The following is a 21,914-nucleotide window of genomic DNA, read 5'->3' on the forward strand; positions in this document are numbered from 1 at the left end:
ACTGGATGTCGGCCAAATCGGCTCTACGAAAATGAATGCAACGACGTACGGTACATGAATGCAACGACGTACGATTGGCCCGACTAGCGTCCTAAACCAAGGGGGCGAGTGGCTTTTTGGTGTTCGCCGAGCAGTGATTGCTGGACGGTGGGACGATAGGTGGCGGTGAACTCGTGCGATTGATCGTAGAAGGTCCATGGTTCAAGCGAAGCGTAGTCATTATTCAGGCTGTCCATCCCGAGGTATCCGTACACGTCGCCTCTCGCATCGAACGCTCCGCTGGATCCTGGTAGTTCGGTGAACTCGATGCGGGCGTGGTCTTGGCTTCCCAGGTGATGGAACTGCATCATCCAGTTTCCGCCGACATCAGCCATTGAAAGTTCTTCGCCAATCAAACGTCCGGCTGAATCATAAACCCGTCCGAAGATTTGGGTGCCCGGACGAGCTGATCCACTAAAGATAGGCTCCGGTGCAAGTCGCGATATTTGGTGAGTCAACATTCCTCGGCTGCGGTAATCGTCGGGGTTTACCGAGGCCCGGTTGTTGAACGGATTCGAAGAGTCTTCGCGGAAATCCTGTTCGAGTCCCTTTTGTCCCTGGCTGGGATCGTTGAACGCATCGAAGGTGAAGAACGTCAGAGGTTGCGGCGTCGGATCGTCCCAACTACCGGTATCGCCCGCAGCACCCGGGTTAGATCCCGTCGCAACTGCTCCGCTATCGGACAGATCATAGATCCGTCCAATCAAACTATTGGAATCGTCCCGCAGCGGATTACCGTTTTCATCTAGTGGATTGCCGCTGGTGGTGGCTTGATTGATCACCGTGACCTCCGTTTGTCCGTTCTCGGGCACGACTTCTACGACAATACGTAGTGTTAGTGATTCACCAGGCTTGAAGAATCCGTCGGTGCCGTCGAAGATGGCTTGTGAGGTGTCCGACGCATATCCAGCGTTCAACGTTGGTGTCGCCGTCGCGGTTGAACCAACGATCACAGGCGTCGCAACAATGCGGCCAAAATTGGCACCGTACTCAGTTGCGATGTCGTCGAAAAGTTCGATGTCATTGAGGTCGACGGTTCCGATGTTTTCTAGGTTCAGCTCAATCGTCAACTCAAAGGTCAATCCCTTTTGATTTACGTTGACGATTCGCTTCGCAAGCCCAATGTCAGGAATGGAAATCGGCGTAGGGTCGTCGGCACCAGCGGTATCACCCGGTTCGCCGACATTGTTCACCGACGGATCGGGTCCACTGTCGCTGAAGTCTTGAACAACTGCGGTCGGATTCGATGGGTCACTGCCGGTGATCACAGCTTGGTTGTTTAAGTAGCCCGATTCGTCGCCGGCGTCAGGGTTGATGGTGACGTCAAAGGTTACGGTGAATGAGTCTCCGGGACGCAGCGAACCACCGCTAAGCATATTGAGCGTCGTGTCGTCCATCCATGCAGCGTTCGCGGTCGGGGCGGTGCCAGTGACACCAGTTGCCACAACCGCCAAGTTTTCAACAGAAACGAATTTGTCACCGAAGTGAGTTGCGATATCGTCACGAAGGTTCAAGTTGGTTAGGTCAGTAGCACCTAAGTTTTCGATCATCAACACGGTCGGAACAGTGAAGACACCTGTGGGATTTCCGTCGAGATCAACCGCTTCGCTATAGTCACCGTGATCCTTGGCAATTCCGATCGCGGGAACAAGCGTTGGATCATCGAATCCGCCTGTATCACCGGGGTTGCCCGGGTTATTACCTGCCGGATCAGTGCCCGTATCAGAAAGGTCGCTGACCGTACCGTTGATCCCTACCACACCCGGTTGAACGTCCCAGTCACCCGAGGCGGTGACTTGATTGTTCGACGATGCACTCAACGCGTCGATGTCGACTTCCACAGTAAAACGTATTTTGAATTCCTCGCCTGGGCGTAGTGTTCCGCTGACGCCGTCAAACATATCAACGGCGGCGTTGCCATCCCAAGTCGATAGTGTTGGATCGGTCGACGCCGTGGAATCGAACAACACTGGGTTCGAGATGACACCTTTGAACGCAGTTCCAAACTGAGCGTCAAGATCTTCTAATAGTGACAGATCAAATAGGTCAACCGTGCCTAAGTTGCGAACCACTAGTTCGTACGTGAGGTCTCGGTTGCCCGCGGTCGTCGAGGCCACGGAACTAACCAAACGTTTGGCGACGCCGATTTCGGGAATGACAACAGGTGTCGGATCATCGCTGCCCGTTGAATCGCCCGGTTCGTTCAGGTTGTTCGAGTTAGCGTTCGCACCGCTGTCGGACAAGTCCGTCGTGATGATCGGGTTGCTCCCTGAATCGAGCAAGGGGTTTCCGTTTTCATCGAGTCCACGACCGGACACCGTCGCTTGATTGGTCACTTCTTGTGATAGTCCGTCGATCCCGTCTGGATCGACAATCACGTTGAAGTTCAAGATGAACGAGTCTCCGGCGTCTAGACTCGCCCCGGTAGCGTCGATCATCGAAGCCGTTGTGTCGGTTTCCCAACCTGGGTTGACGACCGGGAAAGTGCCGGTGCCGATTGCTGCGGTCAGCGTTAGCGATCCTGCCTCGATGCCGACAAAGGCGTTCCCAAATTGAGCCGCAATGCTATCGACGACACTAAGCTGGTCTAAAGTCACCGTGCCTATATTTTCGACGTACAATCGAAAGCCAACGGTATAGTTGTGCGAAATGGAGTCCTGTACCGCTCCCGTTTGAATCTTCGCGATCGATACATCGGGAATGTAGATTGGGGTCGAGTCGTCTTCCGAACCCGTGTCACCCGGGGCGCCCGGGTTGGTCGTCGTTGCACTCGCACCGGAATCACTGTCGTCGGTTACTGCCAAGGGTGTGCCAGGTACGGTACTGATGTCGATTCCACCAGCGGTAGCCGTATTGTCGATCGTGAAAGAGGTCCCCGAGGCATCGGGATCAAGCGTGACGGTGTAGGTGACTGTATAGGATTCACCGGCAGCGAAGAACTCACTGGTGTTGGTTGGATCCAACATGTCCAACGATGTGTCAGTCGCCCAAAGCGGATTTACCGTGGGCGCTATTCCGGTGGCGATGGCGGTCGCGTCGACGACGGGTGTCGTCACGGATACGTAGGCCGACCCAAACTGACTGGCCAAGTTGTCCAACAGCGTGAGTTGGTCTAGCTGAACGCTGCCAGTGTTGATAACGGTCAATTCGAATGAAACGTCCCAGTGGTCGCCATTGGCTACGACATTCGTAACGTTCTTGAGTGACTGAATGTCAGCAATCTGATCTAAGTCGGGCTCAGTGTTGTTGGTCAACACAGGATCGATGCCGTTGAAGAGGTCATCGGTGACATTCGACGTTAATACGATCGGTTGATTGTTTCCGTTTAGGATTTCCACCACGTCGGCAGTGATGTTCAACGTCACTTCTTCGCCTACGTTCATCACTGCCAGTGCAGGTGTGGTCGTAGAGTTCCAGGTAACGGTACCCGCTGTGGCGTCGACGATTCCACCCGTCGTTGCAGCAACGTTTTCAAGGATGTCGTTCGGAAAAGCGACCGTCACGACAGCATTGTTGCCGCGCAAAGTTCCATCATTGCGAACGGTAACGGTGTAGTTGAAAGATTGGCCTGTGACAACATTATCGTTGCCGTCATCGATCACGATATTGTAGTCCGGGGTGGCGTGATAGCCGAAATTCGTGGTGGTGTTGGAAGTGTCAATTGGAAGCGTCACCACCGTTGTGTTATCGACCGTGGAATCGACATTGTACGTTGGGTTGGCCCCCATTTGATCCGGCAAGTCGGTGGAGTTAACAACGATGGTGTAGTCACCGGCAATCAAATGATTGAAGGAATACAGCCCGTTGGAATCGGTGGTCGTGGTGATGGTGTAGTCAACTGTGGTGTCACCGTTGACATCAATGGACAAGGTCACGTCGACCCCACTCATACCCCGATCGTTTTCAATCGCGTTGTAGACGCCGCCGTCACCGACGTAGTCAAAGAAAACTCGTTCAGCAATGCTGCTATTGCCGCGATAGCCAAAGTCCACGTCCGACTTGTCCTGGCCAGCCGTTAGCGAAAACACGGTGACGTGATCAAGGGTGCCGTCGGGGTCCGCAGTGGGTGAAGTACCTGCAATCGGAGTGACGGTGACTCGATAGGTGGACGCGGGCAAGTTGACGAACTCGTAAAGACCGTCGGCGTCGGTGGTTGTGTTGAGTGTGTAGTCGTAGGAGCCATCGCCATCGATGTCGACTTCTAGCTGCACCGGTACATTCGGAAGCCCCGCTTCCGTCGCTGCATCAAACACACCATTGTTGTTGGCGTCCCAGAAAACCAGATCCGCTACTCGAGCAGTTCCCGTGTATCCGAAGTCCTGGTCACGATCAGTTTCGATCGAACCTAAGACAATGGTAGATACGTGAGCGGTTCCCGTGCCGTCACCATCGGTCGTCGGGTTCGCGGCGATGCTTCCGGGAAGTGAGGCGGGGGTGACGGTGATTGCATAAGTGCCCGCTACCAAGTTTTCGAAAAGATACTCGCCGTCGGAATCGGTCTGGACCGTTTGGGTATAGTCGATGGTCGAGTCACCATCGAAGTCAATGGTTAGCGTCACATCGACGTTTTCGATTCCTTGGTCCACGCCGGCATCGAAAACGTTATTGTTGTTGACATCCCAGAACACCAAGTCGCCTAGCGTGGATTGGCCATAGTAGCCGTACGTTTGGTCAAGTTTGTCCTGACCTGCCGTTAGCGTCACAACGCTAGAGTGATCCAATGTTGAATCGGGGTCATCACTTTGGATCGTGTCGGTAAGCGGCGTGACGGTCAATGTATAGGTGCCCGCCAGCAAGTTCTCGAAAAGATAGTGACCCGTGTTGTCCGTGGTGGTGTTGAGTGTGTGGTCGGGTGTTCCGTCACTGTTGAAGTCAATTTCAAGCTGCACGGGTACGTTGAAAAGACCCGCTTCGCCAGCATCCTGGGCACCGTTTCGGTTGATGTCCCAGTAGATTGTGTCGCCAATACTGCCGGTTCCAATGACGCCGAAGTCTTGCGTCAGGTCATTCGTGCCAGAGATCGTGAACGTTGATGCCGCATCACCGCCAGCACTGCCATCGTGGTCCGTGGTTGGCGTGCCACCGTTGGGCGTGACGATGGTAATGGTGTGAGTGCCGTCGGGAACTTTATCGAACGAGTATTGGCCGGATTGGTCCGTCGTGGTGGAGGCGGTGTAGTCGGCGATAGTGTCCCCATCGATGTCGATTGCGATTTGCACAACAACACCGATGATACCGGGCTCGTCACCGTCTTGAGTTCCATCGCCGTCAATGTCGAAGAATACCGTGTCACCAACCGTGCGATTTCCTGTGAACCCGAAGTCCAAAGTGTTGTTGGTCGCACCATCGGCAAGTGATACGTTGACTAACCCTGAATGAGACTCGGCGCCGGAGGTTGCCGTTAAACCTCCTGGCAAATCAGTGTCGGACGTGTCGACGTTGATGCGGAAGTCGCCACCGGGCATGCGGGCGAAAGAGTAGATTCCGTTGGTTCCCGTTACTTTCGAAAATTGCAGATCGTCATCGTTTCCGAAGACATTGTCGACGCCCGCATAAACAAGGTTCACGGTGATATTCTCGAAGCCGGGTTCGCCAGCGTCTTGAAGTCCGTCACCATCGCCATCAAAGAATACTCGATCACCGATGGTGCCAGTTCCCGTGAAGCCGTAATCGACATCGAAGCGGTCGGTTCCACTAATAACGATATGGGAAGTGCCGTCGACCGCGACACTTGAATCATCCGTTTCGCTCGTCGCAATTGTCCCCGATGGAACACCGCCGTTGACGACGACGCGGTAGTTGCCGTTGAACTGCTCGGTGAATTGGTAGGACCCGCTTGCATTGGTGGTCGTGTTGGAAACCACTTCGTTCCCATTAGTGAAGTCACCGTCGCCACCATCGTAGATCAACTCAACCGTGACGCCGCCAATGCCCTGTTCATCTCCGTCTTGAACGCCATCACCGTTTTCGTCGAACCAAATGTAGTTGCCGATATCGAACAGTGCCTCGCCGAAGTTCTGATCGCTAATTCCGGTGGTGGGCAGGTTGACGCTGATCGTATCCGACGACGTACTTGTATAGCGATTGGGATGGATTTCTTTAACAACGTAGTCGCCCGCAGCCAAATCGATGAACTCGTAGTTTCCACTGCTATCCGTGGTTGTGAAATCTAGCAGAGTAGTTCCATCGGATGCGAATAATTCAATTCGCACGCTGTCTACACCTACGGATTCACCGACTTGTCGAGTCCCATCTCGGTTGTCATCGACGAACACAGTGCCTGAGATGGTGGCACCCTGTTCGCCAAAGTTGTATTCCGTACCAGCGGCGTTTTCGTTGACATTGATGCTGCTAATCACATTAGAAACGGTGATGTCCCCATTGGCGAGGCTTCCATCACTGTGAATGCCGTCGGTCCAATCCGCGGGCTGAGTCTCGGTCAACGTGTAGCCGCTACCGTCGCTAGGCCGTAGGTTCGTGAAGCGATATTGTCCGCTGACGTCGGTGTCCACGAAGGTATTGATCGTGTTGCCGCGATCATCGGTTCCAGTAAGCGTGACCCGAACTCCTTGAATTCCGTGTTCGCCTGCTTCCCGATTCCCATCGTTGTCCAGATCGTTGTAGACGTAGCCTTCCAGCGTGCTAGGGCGAAGCTCGCCAAAATTGTTTTCGGTTCCGCTGGTGTCCGACGTGATCACAATCTGGCTTAGCGCATCGTTTGCGAGCGTACCGCCTTGGGTGCCCACTGCGTCCGTGCCGTCGAGATAACCCGATGGCTGAGCAACTTGAGTGATCGTGTATCCCGCTGCGTTACTGGGGCGCAGATTGGCGAATTGGTAGAACCCACCGCTGGCAGTTGTTTCGGTTCGGTTGACGGCGTTGCCCAGATCGTCGGTTCCTGTCAAGCGAATTTGAATCCCATCGATTCCTGATTCGCCAGATCGTATGCCGTCGTTGTTGACATCGTTGTAGACGTAGCCAGATACCACTGAATCGACGAGTTCACCAAAGCGATAGTCGGTACCGGTTTGCCCAGCGGTGACGTTGATACTGGTGATGGTGTCGTTCGAGCTCGCGTCGCCGGTTCCCAGCGAACCATCGCGATCTTTCCCATCGGCGTAGTCACGACCTGATGGTGCGGTGAAGGTTGGTTGAGTTTGGGTGATGGTGTATTCGCCAGGCCGAAGATTATCAAACGAGAATAGTCCGCCGCCTGATGTCGTGGTAACCACGTTGGTGATGGCGCCTTGGTCATCGGTGCCCGATAGAGTCACGGTGACGCCGTCGATGCCGACTTCACCCGCTTGCTTGGTTGCGTCGTTGTTCGCGTCATGCCAAACCAGACCTGATAGTTCGACTTCTTCAAGTTCGCCGAAGTTGTTGCCCGTCGAATCCGTTTCCGCAGAGGTGACCAGCGATATCGCGCTGATTTGGTCGTTGATCGTGGTGACGCCACCTGCCGAGCCAGCCGTGTCGAGTCCATCGAGATAGGTTTTTCCATTGGCCGCTAAAGTGGGCACGGTTGTTTCGGTGACGGTGTAGGTTCCTGGGTGCAAATCGGCAAAAAGGTAACCGCCCGTTGCTTGGCCACCGGTGCCGGTGGTGAATGTTCGGCTAACGGAACGCCCGAGATGATCGGTCCCCGTCAACGTCACAAGGACTCCATCAATGCCGGTTTCCAACCCGTCGAAAACACCGTCGTTGTCGGCATCAAAGTAGACGTTGCCAGCGATCGTATTCTCGCGAACGTGGAAGGTGTCGGTATCGACATCGCTGTTGTCGCCGTCGGCATCCGTTTCAGTTCGTTCACCGGTTTCGGTTCCTGCAAGGGTCGACGCGTCGGTAATCGTTGCCGTATTGGTGACGTCTTGTCCGAGCACAACGTTGTCGTGGATGTTGACGGTGAAGGTCATGGTCACGCTAGCGCCCGCGGCGATCGTTCCGCCGCTATACGTCACGGTGCCAGACGAGTTGACTGCGGCAAAATCCGCTGGGTACTCGGTTCCCGAAGACCCCAACGCGACCGTTGAGACATCGTAGATCGCGGAATCCAGAATGTCGCGAATCACCACGTCGTAAGCGTTGCCTTCGCCGGAATTGGTGACGGTTAAGGTGACGGTAATGGTGTCGCGTGCATTGACATTGTCTAAGTCGATAGCCTTGGTGATCTGAAGGTTTGACTCGACGACATCAACATCAACGGTGTTGCTCGCCAGCGGCCCCACTGCGTCGCCCGTGACGTCAATGCTCGCACCATTGGACAGCGTTGTTTGACCAACCCCGTAACCAACATTGGCAGCGTTGTCGGTCACGGTCGCGGTGATGAACACAACGAAAGAGTTATTGTTGTCCACATTGTCATTCACGACCGTGATTCCACCGAACGTGAGTGTCACGTCCTCACCATCGGTTGAACCACCGGTTTGAGATTCCGCGGGAAGGGTTCCGTTGAAGTCGTTAGTCAACAACCCTCCCGATGAAGCCGCGGTGGTCACAATCGAGTGCGAGGTATAGATCAATCCAGTAGGCAATAGATCGACAACGGAAAGGCCAGGAGTGTTTCCTTCGGGCAAGGTCACAAGCATGGCGTAGGTGACCTGCTCGCCGATTGTGACATCCGTTCCGGTCGTTTCGGTTTGGTTTGTCGAGACAAGCGATTTGACAAGCCCCGGTGGGTTCACCATGAACGTTATCGCGTCGCCGCCCACATAGTCATGGGTATCGTCCGATGCGTTGGTGCCGTCTCGCTCATCGCTGGCCGCGTTATGCGTGCTGCGGTCGGAAATGTCACCGTCCAGACTTGTCCAAGTGACTTGCGGAGCATTGCTAAATGAAGCATTGGGGCTGACCGTCGATGGAATCGTTCCTGTGATCCCAATGGTAATCGTGCGGGATGCTTGAGATGCCAGCATGTCTAAGTCCACGCCGCCGTTGAGTTGCAACGAATAACCCGTTGCGTCGTCACCCGAGAGAGTGAAGTCGGACGCGGTGATGGTTCCCAGAGAATCCGTGACGGTAAAGTTCACGCCATTCAACGCAGACGCCGTACCATTCTTAGGAATCACATCTAGGAAACCAAGGTCGAATGCATCGTAGCCGCTGCTGTTTTGCAGAACGATTGAATAGGCAACCGCGTCGCCAGCATCGCCATTGGTTTGGCCGACATTTCCATCAATCGAAATCGTTTGCGATAGCGATATGGCGGGTTCGCGGACAACGACGTCGACCGCGTCGTCCGTCACGTTGTTGGTTGCGCTGCCGCCCCAGGTGTAGGTGGCAACGTTATCCAGGGAACTCGAAGCTTGGTTGGTTGAAACATTCGTGACCACTGCTTCATACCGCAATGTGATCGTTCCGCCGTTCCCATCGGATGTGTCACTGTCGACGATATCGCCGTAGTTCCACGTGATAAGTGACCCATCGGTGGATACCGTAGGCGTCGGTGTGAACTCACTTGTGATACCGGAATCCGTTTGGCTAATCATTCTGACAAATGAGAGCCCCGCATCGAGTTGATCAGTTATGACCGACGATGGCGTGCTAGCTTCCGGCAGTGAAACAACGATCTCGTAGACGACGAGCTCACCAACGACGACGTCGGTCAAACCGTTATACGAGTCATCGATCTCGCTGCTGATGAGCGTTTTGTCGATATCCCAGGTGACATCGACATTGAACGATGCCGGCGAAGCATCGTCAGCGAAGTAGTCATTGGGCTGGCCCGATGGAGTGCTGCCATCTCTCATTCCGCTCAACGCACCGGATGAGGTGGCGTACGTCGTGGACGCCGATTCACCGCTTCCGCCCGTGGAAAGGCCGTTGAGTGAAGTCAGGTCGCTGCCGGTATTGTTGCCTCCGGTTCCATCATCAGTACCAAAGTTGCCTGACAAACTGGTCCAAGTCACAGAGGCTTGGTTGACCAAGTCTTCATCAGGAGTCACCGTGCCGTCAACGGTCACCGAATACTGGATTTCTACATCGGTACCTTCGTCTAAGTCGCCAAAGTCAAACGTGATTTGGTTGCCAACCTGGTTGATGGTCGGGTAAGCGGCATCACCCGAGGTTACAACGACGCCACCCACCGTGATGGAAGTGAACGAACCGAAGGTTGTTTTCGCGGCCAAGTCATTCGTCAAAACCACGTTGAAAGCGTCTGCGCGGTTTGACCCCGTCGCAACTGCAAAGTCGATGGTGTAGTTGATGGTATCACCAGCATCGCCGGTGGAGACATCCGCCGCGACGTTGGGATCGCTGATCAATGGTTCGACGATTCGTACGACCGGACGATCACCCTGGGGAAGGTCGTACTGGATTTGCGTACCCGAATAGACCGAGAAGTCATTTCGCCGAGTGTCAGAGGTGTCGTTTTGGGCGCTAGTACTGTTGTTATCAACAAGGACATTGAATTCAACGATCACGTATTCCGCGTTGGCATCGTTATCAGAATTCGTGATGTCACCAAGCTTAAAGTAAACATCGGTGCCGGTCGCATAGTTGTCGTCGTGCGTTGAATTGTTTCGTGAGGTCGCATCGTCTGGGAGCGAGAATGTTGGAGTGAACGACGGATTCGTCGTTTGGATGCTGACATCGGTGAGGGTGCTTGACGTAATCCCCGTGTCCGAAACAAAGGCGACTGTCGCGGTGCCATCGTCAAGGTACGTCAATCCGCTGGGCAAGACGTCAAAGATGGACATTCCGAGCAGCGAGCCCTGAGGGATTTCAACCTCGACTCGATACCGAATGATCTCGCCAATGGTGACCTCTTCGGTTCCCCCGTTTTCGGCGGTGTGCGATTCACTGGTTCCGACAATGGTCTTGGTGCCTGAGAAATTGCGAAGGTCTGCTTCCGCTGTGTCGATTAGCCCAGCGGCATGGTTCTGTCCACCTTCCTTGCTGGCGTAATGAACGATCTCGGCTGTATTGGTGAGTGTGCTGTTGATCGTCGCAGTGTCTAAGACCTCGGCGTCATACACGACGACTAAAATGTTTCGTCCACTGGTGGCATCGCTGCCGTCGATTGATCCCGCATCCGCACCGCTGCTGTCGGGAGTTGGCCCAGGATCATCGATGATGATTCCGTCCCCGAACAGGCCTGGATTACCAGCGTTGGCATCGGTGAAAGTATGAGACGCGCCGGTGCCATCGACGACCTGCAATGTTCCAGCAACAAACGACATCCCGGGCGGTAGCAAGTCTTGTATCGTGACGTCGTGCGCTCCACGGTAGCTGCTTCCCTCATTTTCGATCACGATGGCAAATCGTACTCGGTCACCGGCTTCAAGGTTCGACACATTGGCGTCAACATTGGTGGCGTCCAGGCCATTGCTATTAAGGGTTCCGCTGAATGGCGATCCCAGGGAACCCACCCCGGCAAACGTCACCGGGCCGGTGGGGGCATCAAAAGAGCTGTCACCCTGGTCCGTCGCAACGATTCCTTTGGTAATGTTCAAGATCGGTTGAGTCATCTCGACTTGAACGATTCGATCGATGACGTTGGGGGAAACTTGAGTCGTCCCCTCTTCCACTCGCACTTGGTTGGTCAAGAACAATCCGTCGGCAGTCGGCAAGTCACTTGCCGTAACGCTAACGAAGAGTTCGATGTTGCTGGGCATTGAACTGGGGTCGTCGTAGTCGCCAAAGTTCAACGAGATCGAGTTAGCTCCGGCGTCCACCGATATTGTTGGAACTATATTCGAAGATGTCGGGTTGGAATTGTAGAACGAGTCATTGTCGCCGAACTCGATCACACCTGAAGCGGGAGCGGTGCTGTCAAACGAACCGCCAACGTTGAACGTCCAACCATAGGTTCCACCGGCATTGTCCACGCCATCGGCGTCATGGTCAGTAACATCGAAAATGGGAAGCGGCAAGAAGTCCGTGATCCGTAGGTCTTCAAAGTCGGAACTCGGTAGGGTGTAGTTGATACGGTAGGTCACGACGTCACCGGCAACTAGAATCACCTTGCCATTGGAACCGGTCGGAAGAGTCGTACTGCCATTGACCGCGTAAACCGTCTTTTCCAACGTGCCCCCGATGAGCGTGATGCTCGCACTGCTTTCGTCGCTCTCGGATCCTAGCACGCGTTGGAGCGTCGCAAACCCATCGCCGAGGTCGTCGTCTTCCGCGTTTTCACGGACCGTGCCGCTGATCGCTAGGCTCGTGTTGGTAATGACATCGCCTTGGTCAACACTACGGTCATTGGACGCAAACGTATCGCTATAGTCTTCTTGGATAACGGTCCGGAACTTAATTTGGCCGTAAGCCGCACCGCCGTTGACCGCCCCATTGGTCAATCCGCCCTGCAGGATCCCGTCGGCAGCACCGTTGTCAATCAATGCTTGAGAAAGGTCGAAGGTCAGCGTGGTCGAACCGTCGCTACCGTCGGGAGTTACGCCGTCTTCATCGTCGGCGTTGCCAGGAATGGAATCGGGATCGTCATCGGTTCGGTCGATTTGGGTTTCGTCAACGACTAGTGTTTCACCGCCATCGGGGTCCGTGGATTGACGAACGGTAAACGTGTTCGTAACGGTTCCATTCATATCGGTGATGGAGAATGTGACCGGCGATGAAAAGTCGAATCGCTGACCGTCTTGAAACGTGTCGGTGACAAGAAGATCACCGAACGTGAAGTAGTCCGAGATCTGAAAGTTCAGCGTGTATTCAATCGTGTCGCCGGGGGTCGCGCCGGCGGTCCCGGTGTCGGTGATGATGACCGCAGATTTCTGAATCGCGATAGCTTTGTCGTCCAGAACGTGTTCGTCGCCCACGGGGTCGGACACGGCGTTGTCGGTGCCACCGGAGTCACGACCATCAATTGGATTCCAATCACCTACCGCTTTGACATTGTTGTGTGACCGAGAATCGGGCGAACTGGTCGTATCATCTTCGCCATTGATTGGGATCACTCGATCACCGTTGGCGTCGAATTCTGCCACATAAAAACTAATCGTTACCACCACATCCGACGATGTTGTGCCACCCACCACGGCGTCGGTTAGCGTTACCACCAATTCTTGGTTGTTACCGGGTTGGGTCAGCGACGCCAGGTTGTCACTGTAGGTGGCGGGAGACCCGCCGACGGTCACGCTGTCGACGCTAGTTACCACGATGTTGTTGGGCAACATGTCGATGATGTCCAAGTTGCTGACGGTTTGCCCGTCGGCGACGTCTACGACGATTGAATAGGTACGAGAGAAACTTTCGCCCGTTGCCGTTTCGCTCTCGGGCCCGCTGTAAGTTTTGCTGACCGACATCAATGTCGGCGTAACGTCCATCGTGTCGGACCACTGGGTGCTTGGCGATTCACCGGTCACATCGATACCGTTATCGTCAACGAGAACGGCATCTGCATCGGGATTGTCGATTGGATCTTCGCCGAAGCGGAATCCGCTTCTCGCTTGAACGGTCATCGGGGTGCTCAAGTCGGCAAGATCACTGACCGAGGCTGACACCGCGATCGCCGCCGCGGGTTGTCCGGGCGAGAAGGATCCGAAAGGCAGTTCCAGAACTACAAGCACGTCACCAGTTCGACCAAAAAGATTCACTGGTACTGCGGTGGCACTGCCTTGGTTGACGTTGAGCGAGTCGACTATCCCAGTCGTTGTTGCAACGATGTTTGTGTTGTCAACGCTGATTTGACTGACGTCAGTTCGCGACAAGCTGCCGATGAACTCCACCAAGACGTGCCCGTTAGCCAAGGAACCCGTGACGGAGATATTCGAGCCGCTCAACGACGACAGTGCCGCCAGTTCACTAGCAATCGTGGCAGCGTCCGCATCGTAGGCGAGATCACTAGTTGTTTGGCCATTGTACGTGAGGGTAAACGTTCCACCGGTGACATCGCCATTGATTACGATGGCTTGAGTCTCGTTAACCGGTTGCACGTTGTATGGGTGCGACACGATTCCGTATCCGCCGCCCAAGTCGCCGAAGGTCATTTGCGTGGCGTTGACACTGGTGCCGAGGTACGTCGCACCATTGAAGGTGATTCCGTCGTCACCATCCTCACCGGACGTTGGCATCAGCAAGTCGATAAAGGGACCGTAGCCGACATCCAAGCCAGTGTTTTGGTATTCAACGATGAAGGTAAAGTCTTCACCGATCGGAACATTTGATGCGCCGGTCGCGAAACTAACGCCCGGTCCGGCCGCTAGCACTTCGGCGTAACTGTTCTGAAACGACTCGCTCACGGCGACATCGGTATCAACGTTTCCGACGTGGTATTCCAGGTGCCAGTCGCCATCTTGATTGGCGGACCCCGTGCCGTCATCACTGGCGGCAACTTGTTGTTGCGTTAACGCGGCCAAGCTTTCGACCAGTTCTTGGCCCGTTGCATTTCCCGCCACATCGCATCCGTAAAGAAGAATGTCGCCGGAGTCCTTAATCGCATCGCCCCATGCCGAGATCGCACCGGCATTGGCGGTCAACGAATGATCGTTGATCCAGGTATGACCGAGCTTGAATGCACCTTCTTCGCCGTGCGAAACAAGGTGCAAGGCATCAAGGTTATCCCGTTGGCCGAGAACTTCTGTCAATCGCGCAATACCGTCCTCGTCAGCCTCAATGACAATCACTTCAAAGGTTCGTGACTCATCTTGGTTGCCAAGCAGATCTGCGACGAGCGATTGGTAGTTCTCTACGCTCGCATCCACGATCACAAGTTCACGGGTTGCCTCTTGGTCCAGCTCTTCAACACTTGCGGATGTCGTTTCGTCCGATGCCGCTACGATGGCCACTTCGGGTTCGGAATCCTGCGCTGCGGTATCATCAACTGTCGTAACTTCGGCCTCGGGAGCAGCGTCAAATAGGACGCGTGGTTCGAGGTGTTGCCAAAGGCGATTGCGAAGGAAACTTTGAGAGGTGCGATTCATGGTGCAGCGTTACGCTCGGGGAAGCGTGTGGGGAAGGTGCGTGAATGCAAGCCACAGGCAAGCGGAGATGATCAGACAAGGTGCACCGATGGCGGTGACCTTAGTATCTGTATCAGCACATCATGCGAGCCAAGTGTCCACTAACCGTCGCAATAGTCAGTCTTTGCCAGGCTGCTTATCGAGTCGCGAGAACATGAAGGATTCGTCGCGTCGTAGCGAATAGTTCAACGCATGCGGAAGTCAGTCCTTTGGCGGTTGTCAGGCGCGAGACGCCGCAACGATTGGCAATCGCATGGCATGGGTTGATTCACGGATACGACCGCTTGACCCTACGAAAAAAGCCGACGTGCTAGGTAGCACGTCGGCGTTGAGTAGTCAGCCAATGACTTGGTCTATAGCTCTTCAACCAAAGGGACTTCCATCAGCCCTGGCGATTCGTAGTGATAGAAATCTACCTCGTTTGGATTATCAACCGGTGATTGCGAAGGATGGTACTCTTGCGATTGGTGAGTCCCCGTTTCCAACATGCCAAAGCTTGCCAACGATTCGTCGTTGTTCTTCACAAGGATATTTCTTGGGAGTCCGCATTCGCAGATCTTTGCGATGTCGACACGCTCGCTCTGCAACAATAGCCCCGTAACGCGTTTGAGGTTCACGAGGGATAGGTTGTAGGTCAACTGGGCGGTCAAGTATTCGAATTCTGAACTCGCGAGTTGGTTCTGCGCGATCAGCAGATTTTCAAGCGACAGAGCTTTGTCGGTTTGGTCGCCCGGGAGTTGATCCCAACGCGCCGTCATCGCATCAAGCTGAGCAGAACGAGCTCGCATGGCCGTCTGTTTTGTGGAAAGTTCCGTCATCGACGTCTGCAGTTCACGAACGCCCACGGCAACTTCGTGACGGATCGTCTGCAACGTGGTTTCGTACTGGTTGCTGACCTGTCGTAATTCTAGCTTTCGACGTCGCAAGCGTGCTTCGGCGGCTCGATTGCCTACGGGAAATTCATACTGCAGCCCAATTCCATAGCTAGGCGTTCCCACCGTAAATTGATTCTCAAATGCTTCAATGGAATCGCCTTGACCGGCCAAACCCGAAACGTAGGTTTGAGTGACCAAGTTCAAGACGGGCATCAATTCGTTCTTGGACATGCTCAAGCGGATGCCGCCTGCTTTGATCTGCTTGAGCGCCTGCATGATCTCAGGACGATTTTGCAACGCGATCGCAACCGATTCGTCGAGGTCCACGGAACTTGATGCAAACGACGGTGCATCGGTCGGAAGCAATTCCACATCGGCATAAGCAGGATTATTCACCAGCGAACGCAATCGGGACTGGGCATTGCGGACCGCGGCTTGAGCACGCACAAGATCGCTGTAGCGTTCGGCGATCGCGGCTTCGGCACTGACAAGTTGTGAAGTGTTAGCGTCCAGTTCACGACGCGCCGCAAGCCGGTCGTAAATGGCTTTTCCGCGAAGATAGGAATTGGTCTTTTGATACAACGCGGCTCGTTCGAGATACAGCGCCCAGTACGAACGAGCGACTTCGAGCAAGTGCGATTCGAGTTGTCGTCGAAACTCGTCGCCCGCCACTTCGTGGTCAATCTTGGCCAAACAGATCAAGCTGTCGTTGTACCGTCGTCCGCGCCCACGCATCAGCGGTTGGGTAAAGCCTAGGACTAGTCTCGCGGTGCCTTGCGGATCGGGAACGAAGAATTGCGAGTTGTTGTCCTGGAAACCAAATTGTTGCGATGCATCGAGCGTACCACCGGTATGGGTTCGCTTGCGAAGTCCAGCGCGGCCCGTCCAGCGATGGTCATTGAAGCGGTCGACACCAGCACCCGCGGTGAGCGCATTTCCAATCGGTTCGCTGACGTCATCCCAGCGTGTATCGAGATATTGGTGCCAGTCGAACGAAGCGGCTGCTTCGATGACCGCCGTCTCGCGAATCAAAGGAAGGTCACTGAAGACTTGCACCTGCGTGCTATATTCGAGCGTCGCTAGAAGAGCGTCTTCCAACGTCAGCGGCAGTGGTTCTAGTTCGGCATTGAGTGGTTGCGAAACGTAAGACGTCCACCATCCCGAATCGAATTCGACATTGACGTCGTTGAGCGGGCTTTGTTTCAGTTCTGCATGTGCCCGCTGCATCGCTGCCAAATCATGAGTCTGATCCGACGCGTACGATGGGGAAGTCATCGCAGCAAGACTTGTGAGGCAGCCGAGTAACAGTCTTTGAGCTAAGCGTCGTGACTTTGAGGATTTGCGATGAACGATAGGGCTATGAAGGTGAGTGCTTGGGGGGAGCAAGGCACCAATCCATTGGTGAGAGGACACTGAATGTTTGGATACACCAAAACACATATAGTGTCATCTTCGTGTCTGAGCACGTTACCTACCCACTGAACCTAAAGCCCCTGTTGCAACCATCACATTTCGGACGACGCAGAATATACGTTCGCATCAGCGAAACGTTTTAGTGGCGTTACGGCCGGATACTCGATGCCACTGATACATTTGGTCCAGCAGCGTTGCACCCAAGCGCCTTCGATCTAATGCAAACCGCACATTCCCCCGTTGCCCACTTTTCAGCGCGCCCGAGGTGGTCATGCTCAAATTGAGCATGGCTTCGGCACTAACGCGTGGGTCGACCAGTTTATAACGTTGGTGAACGTCTTGAGCCTGCGGATTGGAGTACACGGCAAGCGGTCCGCCCAGCGAACTTGCGAGTGCCAGGTGCGTTAAATCTCGCGTTGCACGTGGGCTGAGTCGTTCGAACGTGATCTCGTCAATGATACGCCCCTGACCTTCGACCCAAACGTCGGCCGAGAACCGATCGTGATGTCGAAGGGTCACTGCATCATCCTGTCCGATCATGGCAACCAGCTTCATTCGAGTTGGATCCGCGATCACGAACAAACGCTTTCCTTCGGTAACAAGAGTTCCAATCTGTTCGACTAGATCCGAGTGAATCACCGCGCCATCAACATCAGATTGAACGACCAAGCCGGCCAATCGAACCGTCAAGTCGTTCTTGCGTGAAGTCAGAGCGTTTTCATTCGCTCGCTCAATTTCTAACTCTACCAGCATCTGATCGCGGCGAAGCACTCGCTGACGCTGCCGCGATTGCGAGATTTCGGTAGTCAAACGCTGCAGGTCGAACTCAAGTTCTTGGTTCTCTAGTCTCGCGAGCACTTGGCCCGCACGAACCGACTGACCAGGTTCAACGAGTATCTCACGAACAAAGCCGCGAACACTCGAGCGGATCTCGGTGGGGGCTTCGTGCGCGACGACCATCGGAGCAATGACGCGTCGTTGATACGGAATCATCAGTACCGAAAATACTATGATTGCCAATGCACCGGTGACCCAACCAAAGTGTCGTCGATTGATGCGCATTGGATCGTTCCAGTGAGTAATGAGTCGTAGGAGAGGCTTGCCAATCCAAAATGCGATCGCCAGCGCCGCCAGTAGCACGCCGGCGCCCCAAAACATTTGAGACGCAGCGATGGCAAGCGAAACGCAAATGAGTATCCGCCATGCGAATGCGGCGAGTCCGTAGAAGGCCACGATCATCACACGGCCTTCGGGCCAAGTCGGTCGAGCGACGGTCGCGCCGAGCCAGTATTTCTGGCGCATGAATGACAACCAGCGATTCGCGTTGGTTGACAAATTGGGCAGTTCAAGGTAGTCCGAGAGCATGTAGTAGCCATCGAAACGCATCAGTGGATTCAAGTTGAATACCAGCGTTGTGATCGTGGCGGTAACGATCAGGTTTCGCGCGTGCATCTGAACGACCGGATCGCCGGAGTAGATCCAAACCCAGATCGCAATGCTTGCTAGGAACGCTTCGACCATCATGCCGGCGGCGGCGACGCCGATGCGATGCCACTTGTTGCGAAAGCCCCACGAGCTGCTGACCTCCACGTAGGGGAGCGGCATCATCAACACGAACATCACGCCGGCTTGGCCAACACTTCCGCCCAACCATCGGCACGCGACGGCATGACCGAACTCGTGAACTCCTTTGACGATCAACCACGTCACAACAAGCCAGATCCAGTTGTTGCTGGCGAACACATTGCCGGTGCTGGCCCAAAAGGTCTTGTAGTTCCCGACCACTGCAACCAAAGTCGCCGACATCCACAGCATGAATACGGCAACGACATAACGATTGGCGAGGTACCGTTTCGCGAACCTTACGACGGGCGAAACGATGAATCCAGGATTTCCCAACGGTAGTTTTTGGAACATCGGGTTGATGGCACCAGCCAGTTGCTGATCGCGCAGGCTTCTTGCGCCGTCACTCACTCGCATCCCTGATCGAGAAGCACGTGTGTGAGCCAATCCTGCCTCGACGATCCATCCGCAAAGCGAAACGGCGTCCTGTTCGTCCAAAGCATCGAGCCCGTGTTTGGCTGCGGTAGTTGCCAATGCCTCGGCGACCGTCGTTCGTCCGTCAAGCAGAGAAACGAACGTGTATTCCGCTACGCCGACGCGCGAGAATCGGCCCGAGGTCGGATCTTCGATCAAGAAACTCGGAACGTCGTGATGCATATGGCGAGTAATCCGCAAATCGTTTCGAACTTGCGGACACAACGACATCACCTCGACCGTGATCGGGTCGGATGCAAGTGGAGCGGTAGGTTGGTTTACGTGATTCACAACGACTTCGGTTTTACCAGGGCACTCTCATGCAAACCTGTTCCCAGGCGCGGTGCAGCGCGATCCAACCGATCGCATGCTTGTCGCCCTGGATCTTTGCGTGACCTTTCATGCCGGGCCGCAGGCGGCCGTCGCGGTTCGCGAGTAAACACTCAGCGACGAAAACATTCTGGTCGTCCCGTACTTCACTTTGCGGACGGATCTTCGAGATGGTTGCGGTAAAGGTTTCGTTGCCAAATCCCGCGAACATCATTTCGACGTTGGTACCTTCTGCGATATGCGAAACGTCGTCGCTCGATACGCTCAGTTCAATTCGCAATTCCTCTAAGGGTGCAATTTCATAGAGCACCTGTCCCTGATCGACCGGGAAGTTTTCGCGACGGTCCATGCTTCCCGACAAAACGATGCCCGCGATCGGTGCGGTCAAGGTCAGGTTGCTTTCACGGTGACGCAGCAGATCAATTTGCGATTGTAGTCGTTGCATTTCCAATTCGGCTTGCATCGCTTCGGTTGTTTTGTGAGCCGCTAGGTGAGCATCATGTTGCTTTGCTGCTCGCCGTTGTTGGGCGATTAATCCAGCTAACTCCCAACGAACTTCGCGGCCGTCCATCGATGCGACAGGTTGATTGACCTCGACCACGTCACCCGGTTCGACCTTAGTTTGTTCCAGTAGACCGTCATGCGGCGCCACACAGAACCTGCGTTGAACCGGTTCGATAATCGATGGTGCCGCGACTTGATAGGTGACCGGAATCCAGGCTGCGGCGATCACGCCAGCGATGCAAGCCCCGTTAACGGTTCGCTTCGCGACCGAGGCCGAGCGAAACCAGCGAATGGCTTTAGTGAAACGTGTGCCTTCGGCTCGCTCGCAAGCAGAGAGCACGTCGGCCAGCGGCGATGAGGACGCCGAAAGGAAGTCAATCACGCGAGGATTGCTCGCGAGTTGCCCGCGTGAAGCAATCACCATCAAGCTGCCCACCGTGGTTTGCGACTTGGTGATCAGCGGCGTGGATACGACCTCGCGATCGCGTCCGGCGACTTGTTGATGGCTTAGCATCGAATCGTTGTCTTGGCTCGGCGATGGACAAACGCCGATCGTTTCGCGAGTGATCGCTTCGTCGAGACACGATTGGTAGAGCCGAACTTCTTCCGAATGTTTGTCCTGGTGAACGGTTCCGGAAATCGAAGCCACGTTCTGAGTTGCCCGCGATCCACTCCAACCCAACACGACGCGAACGACGCCCAGGTGAGTTTGCAATTGGGATGTGAGTTCGTGGCATGCGGTCGAGAAACGATCGGTCGATGCGAGCGACTGCATCAATTCAACCAGCCAACCCGTGTTTTGGACTTGGCCTGATGCTTCGGCCAAACGCATCCTCAATTGCATCGTCGCGTCATCGGATGACGATGGATTGGGATGCGGCGGATGGACTTGGCGATGCGGAACCGCCTTGGCTGTGATCTTGGTGGTGTTGGGGTTGGACTTCATCGTCGTGTGCTCCCACCTTGATAACTTGGAACATGCGAAAGCTGAGTACGCGGGGAATCGAATCGGCAACGCAGTCCGCTGCGAATCTTGTGTTGCGGATTTTCGATCAAGACATCCATCCGCACACGGCCGCTGTCGGCCTGGGTTACCGCAGCGACGTATTCGACCTTCCCTCGCAGACGGCGTTCGCCAGCGCCGTTGGTCCGTTCCATCATCACGTCAACCGTTTCGCCCGCTTCGTACAAATCAGCCACTTCGGTAGAAACAAAGAAGGTGCAGCGAAGTTGGTCGAGTACCACGACCGTGGCAACGTGAGGATGACTGGAGGAAACATACTCGCCCGCTTCACACAGGACATCAATCACCAGCCCATTGACTTGTCCGCGAACGAGGCGTTGTTCGAGTTGACCATCAATCTGCTTCACCTTCAGCATCGCGAGTTTTTGCTTTTCGAGGGCAGCGTCGTGATTGAGCGCTGCGATGTCGGCGTCGGCGGTTGCTCGCTTGGCCTCTTCGGGACTGACGGCTCCTTTTCCGAGCAGCTCGAGAACCTGTTCGCGACGGTTCTGCTTTATGTCACGCTCAATGGCTAAGCTCTCGATCTGGGTGGTGCTTTCAGCCTCTTGCACGGCAATCAAACGGGAAGCCTCAAGGACGATCGAGTCCAACCGCAGAATTACCGAATCGGCCTGAACGCGATCACCTCGTTTGACGAACACGTCTGCAACGCGGCCTGATTCGGACGCCGAAAGCTCGATCGTTTGCACCGGTTCGGTGAACGCTTCGAACGACTCGGCAAGCGATGTCGACGTCGATGTCGCCGCGATCAATATCAAGAGGGTGAAGGTGAATTTCATTGCG

Annotated in this window: 5 protein-coding genes; all 5 read right to left on the reverse strand. The window is 54.8% G+C overall.

What is annotated here, in order from left to right; genetic code table 11:
- Nucleotides 1–83 precede the first annotated feature (83 nt).
- A complete protein-coding gene (locus Pla22_RS14155; protein WP_146515506.1) occupies nt 84–14,909 on the reverse strand; it encodes an SdrD B-like domain-containing protein in 14,826 nt (4,941 codons plus the stop codon).
- Between the two features lie 392 nt (nt 14,910–15,301).
- The gene (locus Pla22_RS14160; protein WP_165440670.1) at nt 15,302–17,098 is read right to left on the reverse strand and encodes a TolC family protein; all 1,797 of its coding nucleotides are present in this window, start codon (nt 17,096–17,098) and stop codon (nt 15,302–15,304) included.
- A 264-nt stretch (nt 17,099–17,362) separates the two neighbouring features.
- Nucleotides 17,363–19,564 carry an HlyD family efflux transporter periplasmic adaptor subunit gene (locus Pla22_RS14165; RefSeq protein ID WP_146515508.1) on the reverse strand — a complete coding sequence of 734 codons (2,202 nt, stop codon included), beginning with the start codon at nt 19,562–19,564 and terminating at the stop codon, nt 17,363–17,365.
- Nucleotides 19,565–19,577: 13 nt separating this feature from the next.
- Nucleotides 19,578–21,053 (reverse strand): efflux RND transporter periplasmic adaptor subunit, encoded by a 1,476-nt coding sequence (locus Pla22_RS14170; RefSeq protein ID WP_146515509.1) that lies wholly within the window; start codon nt 21,051–21,053, stop codon nt 19,578–19,580.
- Nucleotides 21,050–21,910, reverse strand: a complete 861-nt coding sequence (locus Pla22_RS14175; RefSeq protein ID WP_165440671.1) for an efflux RND transporter periplasmic adaptor subunit — start codon at nt 21,908–21,910, stop codon at nt 21,050–21,052. Before Pla22_RS14175 ends, Pla22_RS14170 begins: the two co-directional genes overlap by 4 nt.
- Between the last annotated feature and the right edge of the window lie 4 nt (nt 21,911–21,914).

Origin of the sequence: Rubripirellula amarantea (genome assembly GCF_007859865.1) — a bacterium.
Taxonomy (GTDB): Bacteria; Planctomycetota; Planctomycetia; order Pirellulales; family Pirellulaceae; genus Rubripirellula; species Rubripirellula amarantea.